Source organism: Robertmurraya sp., from assembly GCF_036676585.1.
GTDB lineage: Bacteria > Bacillota > Bacilli > Bacillales > Cytobacillaceae > Robertmurraya_A.
Window position 1 is genome coordinate 1 of the sequence record NZ_JAKFCQ010000018.1, and the last position, 14,258, is coordinate 14,258.

General features: G+C 40.0%; 33 protein-coding genes. 20 read left to right on the forward strand and 13 right to left on the reverse strand.

What is annotated here, in order from left to right:
- The 13 genes from ACGLXV_RS01185 to ACGLXV_RS01245 all read right to left on the reverse strand — a co-directional run.
- Positions 1-240: hypothetical protein (locus ACGLXV_RS01185; RefSeq protein ID WP_391557159.1), on the reverse strand; the 240-nt coding region annotated here is incomplete at its 3' end.
- On the reverse strand, positions 240-494 hold the full coding sequence (locus ACGLXV_RS01190; RefSeq protein WP_391557160.1) for a hypothetical protein: 255 nt from the start codon (positions 492-494) through the stop codon (positions 240-242). The genes ACGLXV_RS01190 and ACGLXV_RS01185, both read right to left, overlap by 1 nt.
- On the reverse strand, positions 472-642 hold the full coding sequence (locus ACGLXV_RS01195) for a hypothetical protein (RefSeq protein WP_391557161.1): 171 nt from the start codon (positions 640-642) through the stop codon (positions 472-474). Before ACGLXV_RS01195 ends, ACGLXV_RS01190 begins: the two co-directional genes overlap by 23 nt.
- A gap of 16 nt (positions 643-658) precedes the next feature.
- Positions 659-826 (reverse strand): hypothetical protein, encoded by a 168-nt coding sequence (locus ACGLXV_RS01200; protein WP_391557162.1) that lies wholly within the window; start codon positions 824-826, stop codon positions 659-661.
- Positions 827-881: 55 nt separating this feature from the next.
- Positions 882-1,646, reverse strand: a complete 765-nt coding sequence (locus ACGLXV_RS01205; RefSeq protein WP_391557163.1) for a GIY-YIG nuclease family protein — start codon at positions 1,644-1,646, stop codon at positions 882-884.
- The gene (locus tag ACGLXV_RS01210; RefSeq protein WP_391557164.1) at positions 1,631-3,748 is read right to left on the reverse strand and encodes a DNA polymerase; all 2,118 of its coding nucleotides are present in this window, start codon (positions 3,746-3,748) and stop codon (positions 1,631-1,633) included. The genes ACGLXV_RS01205 and ACGLXV_RS01210 overlap by 16 nt, the downstream gene beginning before the upstream one ends.
- Before the next feature lie 9 nt (positions 3,749-3,757).
- Complete coding sequence (locus ACGLXV_RS01215) at positions 3,758-5,620, reverse strand: CHC2 zinc finger domain-containing protein (protein ID WP_391557165.1); 1,863 nt, start codon at positions 5,618-5,620, stop codon at positions 3,758-3,760.
- A gap of 95 nt (positions 5,621-5,715) precedes the next feature.
- Positions 5,716-5,913 carry a hypothetical protein gene (locus ACGLXV_RS01220; RefSeq protein ID WP_391557166.1) on the reverse strand — a complete coding sequence of 66 codons (198 nt, stop codon included), beginning with the start codon at positions 5,911-5,913 and terminating at the stop codon, positions 5,716-5,718.
- A complete protein-coding gene (locus ACGLXV_RS01225; RefSeq protein ID WP_391557167.1) occupies positions 5,913-6,065 on the reverse strand; it encodes a hypothetical protein in 153 nt (50 codons plus the stop codon). The genes ACGLXV_RS01220 and ACGLXV_RS01225 overlap by 1 nt, the downstream gene beginning before the upstream one ends.
- Positions 6,065-6,283, reverse strand: coding sequence for a hypothetical protein (locus ACGLXV_RS01230; protein WP_391557168.1), 219 nt, complete (start codon positions 6,281-6,283; stop codon positions 6,065-6,067). Before ACGLXV_RS01230 ends, ACGLXV_RS01225 begins: the two co-directional genes overlap by 1 nt.
- On the reverse strand, positions 6,284-6,508 hold the full coding sequence (locus ACGLXV_RS01235) for a hypothetical protein (protein WP_391557169.1): 225 nt from the start codon (positions 6,506-6,508) through the stop codon (positions 6,284-6,286).
- Positions 6,509-6,668: 160 nt separating this feature from the next.
- Positions 6,669-6,950, reverse strand: a complete 282-nt coding sequence (locus tag ACGLXV_RS01240) for a hypothetical protein (RefSeq protein ID WP_391557170.1) — start codon at positions 6,948-6,950, stop codon at positions 6,669-6,671.
- A gap of 100 nt (positions 6,951-7,050) precedes the next feature.
- Complete coding sequence (locus tag ACGLXV_RS01245; protein ID WP_391557171.1) at positions 7,051-7,239, reverse strand: hypothetical protein; 189 nt, start codon at positions 7,237-7,239, stop codon at positions 7,051-7,053.
- A 407-nt stretch (positions 7,240-7,646) separates the two neighbouring features.
- Between ACGLXV_RS01245 and ACGLXV_RS01250 the strand changes: the two genes are divergently transcribed.
- From ACGLXV_RS01250 to ACGLXV_RS01345, 20 genes are all read left to right on the forward strand, one after another.
- Positions 7,647-7,838, forward strand: a complete 192-nt coding sequence (locus ACGLXV_RS01250) for a hypothetical protein (protein ID WP_391557172.1) — start codon at positions 7,647-7,649, stop codon at positions 7,836-7,838.
- Positions 7,838-8,098, forward strand: coding sequence for a hypothetical protein (locus ACGLXV_RS01255; RefSeq protein ID WP_391557173.1), 261 nt, complete (start codon positions 7,838-7,840; stop codon positions 8,096-8,098). The genes ACGLXV_RS01250 and ACGLXV_RS01255 overlap by 1 nt, the downstream gene beginning before the upstream one ends.
- A 3-nt stretch (positions 8,099-8,101) precedes the next feature.
- The gene (locus ACGLXV_RS01260) at positions 8,102-8,515 is read left to right on the forward strand and encodes a hypothetical protein (RefSeq protein ID WP_391557174.1); all 414 of its coding nucleotides are present in this window, start codon (positions 8,102-8,104) and stop codon (positions 8,513-8,515) included.
- A 92-nt stretch (positions 8,516-8,607) separates the two neighbouring features.
- Positions 8,608-8,874 carry a hypothetical protein gene (locus ACGLXV_RS01265; RefSeq protein WP_391557175.1) on the forward strand — a complete coding sequence of 89 codons (267 nt, stop codon included), beginning with the start codon at positions 8,608-8,610 and terminating at the stop codon, positions 8,872-8,874.
- Positions 8,871-9,140 (forward strand): hypothetical protein, encoded by a 270-nt coding sequence (locus tag ACGLXV_RS01270; RefSeq protein WP_391557176.1) that lies wholly within the window; start codon positions 8,871-8,873, stop codon positions 9,138-9,140. The genes ACGLXV_RS01265 and ACGLXV_RS01270 overlap by 4 nt, the downstream gene beginning before the upstream one ends.
- A gap of 520 nt (positions 9,141-9,660) precedes the next feature.
- Complete coding sequence (locus tag ACGLXV_RS01275; RefSeq protein WP_391557177.1) at positions 9,661-10,158, forward strand: DUF6945 domain-containing protein; 498 nt, start codon at positions 9,661-9,663, stop codon at positions 10,156-10,158.
- Positions 10,159-10,161: 3 nt separating this feature from the next.
- On the forward strand, positions 10,162-10,410 hold the full coding sequence (locus ACGLXV_RS01280) for a hypothetical protein (RefSeq protein ID WP_391557178.1): 249 nt from the start codon (positions 10,162-10,164) through the stop codon (positions 10,408-10,410).
- A gap of 217 nt (positions 10,411-10,627) precedes the next feature.
- Positions 10,628-11,140: a hypothetical protein gene (locus ACGLXV_RS01285; protein WP_391557179.1), complete on the forward strand. Its 513-nt coding sequence runs from the start codon at positions 10,628-10,630 to the stop codon at positions 11,138-11,140.
- Complete coding sequence (locus tag ACGLXV_RS01290; protein ID WP_391557180.1) at positions 11,141-11,353, forward strand: hypothetical protein; 213 nt, start codon at positions 11,141-11,143, stop codon at positions 11,351-11,353.
- Positions 11,350-11,631, forward strand: a complete 282-nt coding sequence (locus tag ACGLXV_RS01295) for a hypothetical protein (RefSeq protein ID WP_391557181.1) — start codon at positions 11,350-11,352, stop codon at positions 11,629-11,631. Before ACGLXV_RS01290 ends, ACGLXV_RS01295 begins: the two co-directional genes overlap by 4 nt.
- 165 nt (positions 11,632-11,796) lie before the next feature.
- Positions 11,797-12,033, forward strand: a complete 237-nt coding sequence (locus ACGLXV_RS01300) for a hypothetical protein (protein ID WP_391557182.1) — start codon at positions 11,797-11,799, stop codon at positions 12,031-12,033.
- 62 nt (positions 12,034-12,095) lie between these two features.
- Positions 12,096-12,272, forward strand: a complete 177-nt coding sequence (locus ACGLXV_RS01305) for a hypothetical protein (RefSeq protein WP_391557183.1) — start codon at positions 12,096-12,098, stop codon at positions 12,270-12,272.
- Complete coding sequence (locus ACGLXV_RS01310) at positions 12,269-12,484, forward strand: hypothetical protein (RefSeq protein ID WP_391557184.1); 216 nt, start codon at positions 12,269-12,271, stop codon at positions 12,482-12,484. The genes ACGLXV_RS01305 and ACGLXV_RS01310 overlap by 4 nt, the downstream gene beginning before the upstream one ends.
- On the forward strand, positions 12,484-12,663 hold the full coding sequence (locus tag ACGLXV_RS01315) for a hypothetical protein (RefSeq protein ID WP_391557185.1): 180 nt from the start codon (positions 12,484-12,486) through the stop codon (positions 12,661-12,663). Before ACGLXV_RS01310 ends, ACGLXV_RS01315 begins: the two co-directional genes overlap by 1 nt.
- Entirely contained in the window at positions 12,660-12,812 is a 153-nt protein-coding gene (locus ACGLXV_RS01320) for a hypothetical protein (protein WP_391557186.1), read from the forward strand. The genes ACGLXV_RS01315 and ACGLXV_RS01320 overlap by 4 nt, the downstream gene beginning before the upstream one ends.
- The gene (locus tag ACGLXV_RS01325) at positions 12,809-13,006 is read left to right on the forward strand and encodes a hypothetical protein (protein ID WP_391557187.1); all 198 of its coding nucleotides are present in this window, start codon (positions 12,809-12,811) and stop codon (positions 13,004-13,006) included. Before ACGLXV_RS01320 ends, ACGLXV_RS01325 begins: the two co-directional genes overlap by 4 nt.
- Entirely contained in the window at positions 13,003-13,194 is a 192-nt protein-coding gene (locus ACGLXV_RS01330; RefSeq protein ID WP_391557188.1) for a hypothetical protein, read from the forward strand. Before ACGLXV_RS01325 ends, ACGLXV_RS01330 begins: the two co-directional genes overlap by 4 nt.
- Positions 13,191-13,370, forward strand: a complete 180-nt coding sequence (locus ACGLXV_RS01335) for a hypothetical protein (RefSeq protein ID WP_391557189.1) — start codon at positions 13,191-13,193, stop codon at positions 13,368-13,370. Before ACGLXV_RS01330 ends, ACGLXV_RS01335 begins: the two co-directional genes overlap by 4 nt.
- Positions 13,371-13,560: 190 nt before the next feature.
- Complete coding sequence (locus ACGLXV_RS01340) at positions 13,561-13,872, forward strand: hypothetical protein (RefSeq protein ID WP_391557190.1); 312 nt, start codon at positions 13,561-13,563, stop codon at positions 13,870-13,872.
- A gap of 75 nt (positions 13,873-13,947) precedes the next feature.
- Positions 13,948-14,124 (forward strand): hypothetical protein, encoded by a 177-nt coding sequence (locus ACGLXV_RS01345; RefSeq protein WP_391557191.1) that lies wholly within the window; start codon positions 13,948-13,950, stop codon positions 14,122-14,124.
- Positions 14,125-14,258 lie beyond the last annotated feature (134 nt).

Here is a 14,258-nt window from a genome sequence, read left to right on the forward strand (position 1 = left end):
CGGCTCTTTAGCTTTCTTAGCAACTTTAATTTCTGTCACGTTTCCAGCGTCTTCATTCTCAAAAGGACTTTCACCGCCCAAGAAATCCATTCCGCTAACATAACTCTTCAACGCATTATTCAATGCTTCTGTCTTCTGTTCACTCCAAGCAAAGTAATCTGAACTATCCTCAAAGATATATTCTACTTCAGAAAAGCTCTCACCGACAGAGTTTGTTTCCCGAATTGTGATTCTACCCATTACTGATTATCCTCCAAGACTTTAACTTGTGCCCGAATCTCAGCTTCAATTTTATCATCAAGTTCAGGACTAACACCAGAATCTACATCAACTTCAGAAACATATCCAAGTTCTTCATCAAAAATATCATAAAGATATGCTGGAACATCAGACACACTACGATATTCAACAAGAACGGTGTAGCTGTCACCGCTTTCTGTTTTGAGTCCTACTGCACAATAGGCCATATTATCACCGAACCTGTTTACTAGCAATACGAGCGAACTCTTCTTGATAAATCTTCACAGACTTATTCCCGTTAGCTTTCAAGTTACGCAACGCTGCACGGGCCTGATCGCGAGTATCCACTTCTGCATAGATAGTGGTGTCGTCTGCTACGGTGTATTGGATTTTAGTTTGCATTTTGTTTCTCCTAGGTTCAGTTAACTTCTTTTTCTACAATATCGTAGTAATCATAAGTGTAGCGACTTGTTGCCTTGTGCTCAACAAGGAATGCTTGTGCATCTTCAAAGCTGAGGAACAAACCCCTACAGTTGTCTGGTCCGGGATAGTAGTTATCATAAGCAAGTACTGCGTAAACTTTCATCTTTTCTCTCCTTTTATTTCGTTAGGTAACAGTATGCGCCTATTTCAGTGTGTCGTCAAGGGGTGTTTTGAATTTCTTTTAGCTCTGTTTTCCAAATGTATCCGCGATACGACTTCTTGTGCCCATTTGCAACCGAATAAATTGCAATCTTATGATAGTCTGGATTCTCATCGATAATATCTTGCATCGTTTCCCAAACTTTTACAAGCTCTTTTGTCACTTTATCGTACTGATAAATCCTATATTTAGATTTGGCAATAGCTACACTTCTTGCCATCTTAGCTCTTATTTCATCGTCCTTCCATACATCTGAGGCTGCTAAGCCAATTTTCTGTCGCCACTCTTCACCATAGAACTCTCCGCTTGCGTGCCTGTCCTTAGCAATTGCACTCATAGATGCCTTCTGCTTGTCATCCCAGAAATTGCCGTAGTTTGGATTACCTTCACCTAGCATCTTTTCTTTAAAGAAAGCAATCGTTTCAGGATGCACAATTGTCCTTGAAGAACTATCCTTCATGAGATTATAGCCTGAATCTCTATCTGTCGTGTTGTAAAATTCCATCCAAAAGATTTCTCTATCTGCCAAAAGATCTTCATCCAGAACTTCAAAAAGTTCAAGTACCTCCCATGAAAAATTCTCAAGTCCATATTTCTTAACAGCAGCATAGAGATGCCTGTTTACAGATCTTGTTGGCTCATCTTTCTCCAGTAGATTGAAATGGGACCAGATTCTACCATGAATGTCTTTTGACTTTCCAATATATCTTTTCCCATTTATAAGATTATTTATAGAATATATGCCAATCAGTGAACTTCGCACCAGCTTTTCCCCACCTTACCTTCTCCCGCCAAGGGGACTTTTAGATTTAAATACAAACCTGCTTTTTCAATAGCCCGTTCAATCATTTTTGAAATTTCCTCTGCAATTGGTTCTTCACACTCAAATTCTACTTCATCGTGCATGTAGGCAACACGCTTTACAATAAATCCTTTGTAGACGTAGTAGGGTTTACGATCTTTCCACCTCAGGCCCCCAAGCCATGCATCCATGAAACAAAGTGCATAGTCCATGGAAATACCACCACAACTTTGGAAAATTGTATTCAGCAATGCGGACTTTTTACGGGTGCAAAGCATACGACCATCAATAGCAGGAAGATATTTACTACGCCCAACACTTTCCCAATATCTCTCTAGGTTCTCTTTCAGGGCTTTCGTTGCTGGGTTAGCTTCCCAGAACGCTTCTAACTTATCATTGCCCATCTTTACAGGAAGGCCCAAAGTAGATGCGAGCTTAGGCCCAGCACAGCCGTACATACAGGCGTAGTATCCGTTTTTACTCTTATCCCGATACGGCTTGAACTTCGGATGTTCCTTGTTGAAGTCTGGACTATGGAAATCAAATTGCTGCAAATCTTTTTCATGGCCGAAGAAAGCAAAAGCATTCTTAGAGTGGACATCACCTTTTAACAATTCTTCAGCGGTTGCACCACCATCATATTTAAAACAGTAATGTCCTTGAACCCGTCCCTCTAACGCAGCCGCATCCCCAGCAGCAATCAACATCCCATCATCGGAAATCCATAACGAACGGAACTCTTTACCAAGCAATACCTTCTCTGATGCTTTAGGCACGTTCACACAAGTTTTATGCTTTTGCCGGTGAGTTGCAGCAATACCACTACGTCCTGCACCAATTCGCCCATCCATTTGCAGACGTTCATTAGTCAACCAGCCATTCAAGACAGATTGTCGGTTACGGAGGCTCAGCCATTTAACAACCAACTTAACAAGCGGCCCCTCCATTTTCTCAAGGTTCTTACACAACTTCCCTTGTTCCTGAATCTTAGGACTTGTCTGAATCAGTTGACGTGTCTTAGGATCACGCATTGGCTTATTGTCTGGACCTCGTTTAAAGTTCCAAAGTGTTGGCTGCCAGCCTGATTCAAGAAACCAATCTTTCATCTGATCTTGGTTAGCCATTTCCATTGGCAATTTAATATCAAGCATCTGTCCCGGTTCTACGAAATACTCTTTCCCGTAGAATTCCCAACGATCACCTTCAAAGCTATGTTCCAGTTCTTTGCCATTGTGTTTCTCTACAAACTTAAGCCATGCAGAACTATAAGTCATGTCCTTTTTGTAGGGTTTTGCTGGCATGGAGTAGAAAGATTCTTCAGACTTTTTCAAGGCCCGTGGAGGAAGTTGTGGCTCAACCTCTGCACGGATCTCTTCCATCATCTGTTCAATGCGAATTGCCAGCTTTTTACCACCCTCAATATCAAACTTAAAACCTGTCAGCTCTTGGCAAGACATAAGATAGAAAGACTTCTGTCCACATTTGTAAGCATCTGTGATGGTAAATTCCTTACCATAAACTTCTCTCCACTCTCTTTTCAGATATTCATACACCAAGACGTTTACATCTGTATCTCGGTCGCAATATACGTCCATCTCAGGATGCCATTGCTGGAATTCTGCACCATTTGGGGCGTTCCTTTCAATCAACCCTAGTTCAACTGCCTTTGCTCGCCAATCAATCTTTGGAAGTCCTAATTCCTCACCAAAAGCCTCAATGCTGTGCCCGATCCGGTCAGGGTTTAGGAACATTGAAAGGTATAGAGTATCAATAAACTGAACAGGCTTGCCTTCAATTGTATCCTTGCCAACTGTAAAATTAATATCAAGAAGATTTTGAACAACGAAATTATCGTAGCCCAAAATAAAGTGCCCGATAATATTAGGGCATTCACCAAACGAAAAGATGAATTCTAGAAACTTCTTCTTAGCATCTGGATCTTTAAATGGATTAATTTTCAGCTTAGTTTTAGTCTGTACATGAGTCAAACAAATTGTCCAAACTTTAGTTGACTCAAAAACGAACCCATCGGCCTCAATGTCGTAGACAATATCGTTGCTCACAATCTCTCCTTAAAAACTAATTTCTTCCGCAAGATGCTCAGGCGGTGACTGTATTGGTGTGTTGAAGTAATCATCACGATCATACTGCTGACGAGTTTCAGCGTCATAGTATAGCGCACAAATCTCACCAGTGATACCCCCACGACACTTTGGCATATCAACATAGGTGGTATTCTTCTCAATTGGATCGGACGACATCTTATCACGATTAATCACAATGTTCACGTCTGCTGACTGGATAAATGTACCAGAACCAAGAGCATCATATTCAGTCACTTTACGGACATTACCTTCTTTATCAGTTGGTGGTTTGCGTGTGTGAAGAATGTTAATGAATACAAACCCGTTCTTCTTTTGCAGCTTCTGCCACATCATAAAGTTTTCTTGAACCTCTGTACCCAAAGATCGCAAGAAGTCAGTGAGCGGGTCAATCACCATCAATCGAGAATCATTGACTTTACCACTTTTCTCCATCTGACGTTTAAGAAGTTCAATATCACCTTCCCGTTCATCAATGATGAAGAATCGAGGTTCACCAGCTTCATTGTAAAGAAGCTCGTTCTTAAGAATCTGCACTTCTGGTTGATTCAAATAGTCAACAGCATCATGACCATCTGTAAACCACATCAGGTTTTTCTTAAGATGCATTGACAGCAAATCAATTGTCAACTCTTCTTTAGTTCGCTCAAGACTCACAATAGTTGGAACACGAGGACTATTGAACAACCAATGATAAATCAACGTATCGGATAGAAAGCTCTTACCAATACTTGTATCACCAATAATGTTTACAACAGAACCTGTTGATTTAATACCGCCACGCATTGCAGCTTCAAGCTTACTCAACTGAGGAGGAAGACCGATCTTAGGCGCTGTCAGGAACTCAGCAAGACCAGCTTCAGCATCACCAGAAGATGAAATACCACTATTGATAAACTCTTTAGCGTTGTAGAAATCACGGACAAATTGTTTCTCTTTACCATCCATCAGCATCTGGTTAGGATCTTTGCCCGACCATGTAGCAATACGAAGCTTTTCTTTCGGTAAAACTGCTGCAATTTCTTTAGCTGCTTTAATGCCAGCCTCATCTTGATCCATACCAATTACAATAATATCGTATTGGTCAAACCAGTCATATTGCATGGCAGCTTGTTTTGCTGCTGAGCCTTCACCAGATGTAGGACTTACAACAGGGATAGAATCAAACTCCTGATCCTTTCGATTCTCCTTGAGCATCTGGTATGCAGCAGCTTTATCCTCTTCACCACCCACGTAGAGTACGTATTTGGAAGGTGATTTGAACTTAACTTGTCCACTCAGTTGACTCTTGTTACCAGTAGCTCCTACTTTACCGTGACTAAAATCCTTTGGGTGATTACGGCATTTGTAGCCTGTCAATTTACCAAAATTGTTTGTCTCAGGATAATAGCGAGCGAGAACATTACCTTGATCATCAAGCTTAGTTAGGTGTCCAAAGAATTTATTAATCTCATCACGAATCCCACGGTAGCCATGGCTAACGTATCCAGTAGAACGGATAAGTTCCTTCACTTCTTCAATGTCCATAGCTTCAGCATTCTCTGCTGAGACTTTAGTTACTACCTTTTCTTTATCTTTACTTTCCATAAGCTCCTCTTTGGTTATTTCTAGAATTTCACACACTTTCTTTACAGCTTCAGGAAAATCTACACCATCAATACTTTTAACAAATGCAATCTCATCACCACCTTCACCGCACGCACCCCAGCAATACCATGAGTTTGTATCCTCATAGATTTGAAGGGATGGTGTGTTCTCTCCGTGAATTGGGCAACAAAGTTTCTCCCCTGAGAAATCTGTGTAATGTTCTATCACTTTACGAATGTTACTCACACTTCTCTCCTCTCAATCCAGCCAATTATTGAATTAGAATAAAGGATAGGAACGTTAGTGAATATCCTACCCAATTACTTCAAGGATAGCAAGGGTTATTGCTCAAGATCAATGTAACGAACACTTCCGCTCAGACCCTTACCACTGAAGCCGCCTGTAGCACAAACATCATCTCGTCCACTCTTTGGACGAAAACCTGCTGCTCGTTCGGCTTTGATGAATTCTTCCTTGGTAACTTCCTTCTCACCAAATTGTGGATGGCTCAGAAAATATTTAACTTCATAATCGTCCATCAGAAATCTCCCTTAGTAAAGTCTAACATGTCAGTTTCCCATTTGAAAGTTGCAACGAGGTGGTAATCAATTTCACTTGCGTACAAAATAATATAAACCTCATGCCAATTTTCTTTGTTCAACTTTACAAAATACTTGGGTATATTACTCATCACATCATCTCCCCACATTCTGCACAATAAATACCATCCACTTGTTCAGCCTCCTCAACAGCTTTGTCTAGGTCATCTTGAGAAATCATATCCTGAAAAATATATTCCAAGAAGTCAGACAAATCATAACCATTACATTCAAGCGTGCCCATATATGCTTTATCACGAAGTTCTTCACTAGAATATTTGCGATAATCTTTAGCGATATTAATCATCATTTAATTCCTCTCCTGAAAAACACTTTCAACATAATCTCCCCAAGCATTTGGGTAAGTAGCTCTCTCATGTGTTTTTGGTGTTTGCATAAATTGACTGATCGTGGTGCTTCCTTGTGTATCCATTAGCTGACTCAAACAGTCGTGACAAATATAACCATGTTCATAACTGTAGTAGTCGCACATGATGTTTTCACAACCTTGCCTATCACAAGCTAAGACACCCATCACTCATTCTCCTCTTTAAGCTTCTCTAAAATCTGCACAAATATATCTGTCCCTGCAAACCACTCTTTCGTATTCTCCACATTCAAACCCTCATAATCCAGCCCTTACCACATCTGACTAAGTTCTTCGTCAAGAAGCTCCTGAATTGATTGACATACTCTCATTGTTTGTTCTCCAATACTTGTTCAGCACGTTTCCATAGTTCATGGTCATCAAACAAAGATTCTATGTGTTGGGTACGTTCCCAGTTTACGAAACCCTTCAAAGCTTCTTCCAACTCCTCAATCCGAGCTTGCGCATCACTCAGCTTAACCAGTGCAATTACTTCCTCACCAGTTTCCCCTTCAGTGTGAGACTTATGCACAACGTCCTCACTGGGGCAACCAATCCAGCTGCCGCCGCTATTTTCAATCAGTTCATGTACATAAATAAATGGTTTCATATCTTCTCTCCCAATCCCTACCCAATTTATATTTAAATTAATCTTGCATTATACATATACGCGTATTGTTTGTCTTCGAAATCTCAGCGACATTGAGAGGTTAATCGTACTTCAAATTATACTCGTCAAGAGTCAATTCTTCAAGCAGTTCATGACCACTGCCTGTGACATACGCCATAGCAAGCTGTTTGGTTCTAGCGTTGAACAGAACGTAGCCTTTATCAGACCAGATGTCAAATCCGTATTTGTGCAGACCTTTGTTGTCCATGTCGATCAGATAAACTTTCATGTCTATTGCTCCTATTGGTTGATGTGTCCTAATCTACACCCCTTCCCTGCCCCTGTCAAGCACATTTCAAAGAAATCCATCCTCTCTTTAGGGAGCCCGTCAGGGACGCCTTTAGGCCGCCTCTTTAGAGGAATCTCCCAGTGAATTTATTCAATTTTATGCTTTATGCTTGACACGGCTCAAAGAAGGTGTGATAATTGGCCTACATTAATTGAGGAGGGCGCAGCAGAGCTGCTGATTATTATGAGTTTCCAATATGCTAAAAATGATCCTCGCGGTAAGCCTGTTCTGAAGAAAGTAGACGGAGAGTGGGTTTTCTTCTATAAATATGGTGCAAACATGGATCTTGTCCAGCAAGCCGAAGCGTGGTGTGAGAAAATGAACAGCCCTTTCAGGAGCTTATACAAATGAAAAAGAAATTTAAAATAATCGACACCTCTACGGGAGAGAAATACAAGCTCGGGGAGGGGGAGATGCTTGTGATGAATAGTCAGGGGATTTTCTTTGTGATTGGTGGTCTGAATGATTACTATATGGGAATGAGAAAGCTGTCTGATGTTTGTCCTAGATATGAAGTAATGTGGAAGGGAGGAGATTGATGAAATCCTTTGAAATTGTTGCTAGTAAGTACATCTGTTTATTAGAAGATAGGGGAGTCATTGCGGAGCAAGATTCAAACGGAACCATAGAATACTCACACTTGTTGTGGATGCTCCAAGTTATTATCTCTGATCAAAGTCTTTCTGAAACAAAGAGAAATAGGTGGTTAGGATTTATTCAAGGCGTTTTGGTATGTAAAGGGGATATAGAAATAAAATCTGAACGTGACTCTACAAGAGAAATATTTAAAGGAGAGTAAATCATGATCGAATCAATCGTAGAAGTATGGTGTTCACCTCTTCGCCAAGAAGATTATTCCATAAAAATAATCCCTCTCTGTGCGGGAGATTTGTTCAACGTAGAAGATGATATTAGGGAGTACGTGTCTTGGACAGGTAATTTCTTCTACAATTCTTTTGGTGACAGCCATTCAGAGGTTAAAGGGTTGTGGAAAGTTGTATTTAAGATCGGTGTTGGCTATGTAGATTATTATGACTGGGAAGGTTGTCCTGATACAGATATTGATTTCTTTTACACAGAGTTGTTCAAAGGACAGTGTGAAAGCTGGACAGAAGTGAAGTACACTTGGCTTGAGTTGAGTGGTAAGGCTGGAGACTATTTTGGGAAGCCTTGGAAGAAACACCTAGGATTTGACTATGAAAATCCCTCAAGTTAACCCCTGACACCTTGAAATAATACCATATTCAAAAGCTTGATTTTAAGCTTGTAAACGTGAGACAATTTGTATATTGAATTGAGGAGAATGAGATGAGTTTCTTTGACTGGTTTAAGCGTACACCTTCACCAACTGAGCTTATGAAGAAAAGAGAAGACATGGAATTCATTGAACAGATTAAGAGAATGGCTGTGACAGTTACAGACAGAGGTGCAATGACCAATCATGGCCTGTCTGAATATGGTGCTCAGAAGTTGTTAGAGGAAGGCAGACAGCCGAATGTCTTGGAACAAAGAGTATTGTTAAAAGATGGAACATTTATTAGTTTTGAAGAGTGGAAAGAAAGGAATAGTAAATGAATATCCTTAAAGTATTTACAAACAAGTTTGAAGCTCAGTATGCACAGGAACAATTTGCTATTGATAATTTCTATCAGCTTGTAGACAGCGATAAATTTGGTAAAGTCTCACTATTAACTGGACATTCAATCTATTTTCGTGTAGTTAATACGCTTGAAGATTGTCATAGGATGGCTGGGCAATGTTTCTCTTGGGTTGAGTATAAGGGAGACTTTCATAAGGATATTAAGCAGTGGATTGCTAGTAGGATTAGGGAACCAAGCTAAAGTGCCAGTAGGTATTTTATTCCTATAGCCTGTATGGAGAAAAGCACCACACCCTATGGGTATTTTAGCACCAATAATTATATTGAATGATTTAGATTGAAATAATAAGATTGATAAATAGATACCACACAATTCAAGAACGGAGCACGACATGAGCAGAGCGAAGATCTTTTTCTTTTATCTTGTATTTAGCATGCCTTGTCTTGCATTCGGCTTGACATCGGTGTAAGATCTTAATATTGTTTGTGTGCCAGAACGAAGTGAAAGAGATATGAATGTGTATGGTCATTTTTACCCCATACGAAATTATCCTTACGGAGATACAAAATGAGCCTTATTATTCCTAAACACTTGCTTACTTGGATTGACCAGAATCGTGGCAGTAAGTCACGTCAGTCTTTCATTTTGCAGTGTATGTTTAAAATTATGGAGGTGTCTGAAATGAAGAACAATTAATAGAAATTAAGAACTCTAGGAATCACAAAACAAATGAAAAGAACTTTAAGAACGAAGGTAATGTATGTCAAAGCAAAGGAACGAAAACCAATTTCTCATGATGCCCTACAAGCTGCTGAATGCTGGTGGGTATGTGAATAGCAACGGTGAATGCGTCAAAATGAACCTTAGTGATAAGGTTATCTACGCACACCTGAAGAACAGATTTGACTTCTTCAAAAGTCTAGGAAATGAATATTACGACACACAGCAATCTATTGCTGACATGTGCAATATGGACTTGAAGGCAACAGGAAATATTTTGCGTAAGTTCATTGAAGATGGGCTGACAACAGTGTACAAAAAGAGGTTCAACGGTTATCCTAAAAACGTATATACATACGTTCCGAACCTACAGTTGTGGTATAAAGATAAGAAGAAAGGCAGCCAAAAGGCTGCTGTAGTCGTTGAAATGTTAGAATTTGAGTATAATTTCCCTGAAGATGTTCTTGACAGTATGCCAGATGTGAATTACTATCCTGAAAGTGGATTTGATCCTGATAACTTTGAAACGGAGTATTAATAAATGAAATATATCGTAACCCTAGATGAAAATGACATTGAAGAAATTTTCATCTTTCCTAAGTCTGTAAATCATGACGTGTTTGCTAACAGTGTCGGTCGTATGAAGAATCAATCTCATGGCAGTTGGGTACGAATTACTCGTGATCCTATTGCGGCGGGCTTTACAGACGGCACAACTTGTTGGGGTCGTAGTAAGACTTTAGGTATAGATTCTCGTCCAGACGAAGATGCTCGATTGATTAGTGGTTAATAAAATAAATTGGAGGTTTTAGTATGAAAAAATCAAGTGATATGTACAAACAAATTGTTAAAGCTCAGAAGGCTATGAAGAAGTGGCCTAAAGAGCTGACTCATGATCTTGTGGTCATACCAATAAAAAAGTTTAAATAATCGCACAGCCTCGTTGACCGAGGGCTTTTTCATGCCTATAATTCCTCACATAAACCAATCACACAGAAGCCTTTCTCATGAATATATTCCGTACTTCAGACTGCCCAGTCAAATCAGCACAAGACCACTGCGACATTCATTGCCGCAAGCTGTTGGTGGAGGTGCTCCAGTTGCTATCTACTGCACACGTTGAGGTGGATGGTGTGCAGATTGCCTACAAGCCTAGTCATCGTAACCACCCTTCGAATATCTGGTGCCGTGAAAGTAAAGCTAATTATCGTTGGTTGTGGAACCATGCTAAAGCATTATCGGATGAATACACATTTCGTACAGGTAAGATTCATGCAAGCGCCCAGCACCTTGACATTCTGAAGGATGCACCAAAAGGGATTACACTAGAGGCTGAGACAGATTTTCGGTGTGCAATGCCCGATGAATTTAAGGCTAAAGCTTTGACAATGAAAGGTATTGACGTACCAAAAGCTTACCAATTATACTTGGTGCAGAAGTTCAAGGAATGGTCAACGCGTACAGATAAGAAGCAGATTATTGCTGTTTGGACAAAACGTCAACAACCGGAGTGGATATAAATGAAAGTAAGACTGAATGGTACAACAACATCGAAGGTAGTAATTCCTTTTAAAGAGTATCTAGTAGACAAGTATTCATATGAAGACGACAGCTTCATATGTGATGCTGCATGGATTGAAGGTGAAGATGGTTTTAATTACATGATTCTTTTAGATGGTAAGAATCACATCTGCGCATTTGCTGAAACTGGTTATTGGGAGATTGTAGAATGAACAACCACACCAAAGAATTCCTCCAAAAGCTTGCCAACTTGATGGAAGAATACAACTGCAACATGGAAATTGAGGGAGACAGCTACAATGGTGGTCCTATGCAGATCACTTTGGAAGTGCTGAATCCTCAAACGTTTGACGAGCACTATGATCAGTGGCTTGCGGAGCATCCGGGAGAGAAGTATCCCCATGGCAGTCATGTTTTATATTCTTATGCGGAGTGGGTGGACATCGGCTTCCATGTTGATGTAGAGAAACTTAAGGAGTTGATTAAATGACTTCCTTAGTAAAGTGCCACGGTACAGATTGTAACAAGCGCTCATCCTGCACCAGATACACGCAGGAATCCTTACCAAAATACCAAGCGTATTTAGTTATGTGCGTAGCTTGCAAGAATCCTAATGATGGATGTCAATGGTTTATTTCTAATGAGGAGAAAGAAAATGTCTAAAGTAGAAAACGGTGTAATCTGGTTCACGGATGACTTTGATTTTAACCGTACAGGGATTCGTTTGTGGGATGAGATTGAAGGTCATGTTGATATTGTTTACGAGGAGTATGACACCGACTTGAAAGTGTGGAAGGTAGTAAGTGTAATCAGTGCCATTCCTGCTGAAATGTTTGAGAAACTGTTTGATGTTGGTAAATTTCTTTTGGAAATGCAGCGAAAAGATTCTTGACAGCCCTTCCACCCTAAGCCACAATACAAACACAGAAAGACAATATTTATGAGGAGAATGTTATGAACGACTACCGGGTTTTGATGTGTGATGATGTTAATGGAGAAGTCTTTTCATTTGCTATTAACGTACATTGTGCTGGGCTATTTGGAGCTGAGGATCTAGCACGAGATGAATTCCCCTCAGCAGATATAATTAAGATTGATAGAATCCTACCCGTTTACGAGGAATTGTCATGAGCACTCCAAAGAAGAAAGTCTCAGTATCCAAACGCCCATCTGCTGAACAGATTCAGGATGCAAAGAAGTGGAACGCTTTCGTTACAGCAAGCCAAATTGAATGGGACTTGCTATCAGAAGAATGGAAAGACTTCTTTGAAGTAGTTGGGAACACTAAATCCTCTGATGAAGAAATTAATCATGCTATTGAAAAGGCAATGGGGAATAAGTAATGGCTGCTATTATGATTGATATAGATGATTTGAAAGAACGTGTATATCGAATGCTTCGTAATATTGAAGATGGTAAATACCAACATATTACTCATGGTGAAGCTTCTGGATGCTTATCCTGTGCCAATACAGCAGCATTGGATGAAATGTTCAAGAAACTTATTGAGGATTCCAAATGACCACCTACAATCTCTACCTAAACAACAAATTCACAACAACTATTCAAGCAAACACACGCATTGAAGCTACACAGAAAGCTCAAGCATTTAAGACAGAAAGTATGCAGAGAATTCATGTGCAAAAACCTGATTTTGGAGCAGACCAATGAAAACAGACATTGAAGTTAGTGAACTAGCAAGAAAGCTTCTAGCTGAAGAATACCTTAAAGGTGGTAATGACGGTCAGTATCCATCATATGCAGAGCTTGCACTAAAAGGTAATGGTGCATTCACCTTGTGCTCTCTCCGGGCAATTCAACGTGCTTTAGACCTGAAAGAAGTGTCTGAAGGAAAATCCCTATGAAGCACTTGTCTGAACTGCGCAAACGTCTGCAAGAGGCAGAAAGTGCCTATGTAAGTGCCAAAACGTCCCTTGATAATAGTCTGGAATACATCGTTTGCAAAGAAGAGCTAAAGATTGCTCGTTACAACTACGCTTTGGCTTGTCGGGACTATGTGGAAGAAATATTATTTAGTGAGGAGGCGGTATGAACAAGCGCGAACTGTTGGTAGATTGGTATGAAGAAGCCTTCGATGAATTCGGAGAAGCTTTACAAGACTATGTCTCTAATTTCTGGTATGATAAATACAAAGATTCAGCTTGGGAAGAGTTTCACGATCTTGATAAGAAGCTTAAAGTTAAATTTTATTATGAGGATGAAGTGTGATGAAAAACAGAACAGTCACCATCAGCCGAGAACTTGCGGAACGTTTGCTCACAGAAGCATGCAATGAAAATTGGTCCGAGCTGAACCGCCTTCTTAATGCACCTGTCAAGTGTGGCGAATGTATGGGCACCGGGGGCATTGAACGTTTGGAAACCTGTAAACACTGTAAAGGTACAGGAGTATTAGCTTGATGAGCCCAAAATTCAAAGAAGGTGAGGTTGTAATTCTTCAAAGCACGGCCCATCCAGAGTATAGTGGTGAGTATGAGGTGTTCAAAATATTGTTTTACAACGACACATTCTCGGACCGATTGGATGATACTGTAAGGCTGGTCTGTGATGGACCAGTTGGTTATGTCTTTACAGAACCTTTGGCAGATTTACCAACATCCACTGAATGTATATGGGCTGAGTATTCTTTACGCAAGAAACACAACCCAAGCTCAATGTCCTATCAAGAGCTAATGACTAATTTGTCTACAAAGATACAGGAAAGAATTTAATTTATTCTTCTTGACAGAAATTGTAGAAGATGTTATTTATGTGTCTTGTTAGATTGGTTATTAGGAGAGAATGAAATGACTGAAGATGAGATACTTGAATTGAAACAATTCCTACGTGAAAACCTATCTCTAAATGTAGAGACACGATCAGAATACTGTGGAATGGAAGAATCTGGCAGGATGTACAAAGACACGCACACAATCCAATTAATTTTGGATGGAGAAGTTATATCCGAGGAGTATTTGTCTTGAACGTAGGTGATAAAGTTAAGGCTAAGATCAACCTCGACGAGTACAATGATTGCCATGGTCATAGCCGCTGCGCAGCCAAAGGTGATATTCTAATCATTCGTTCATTGACTTCATTAGGGGAGTTTCTAGTCTCT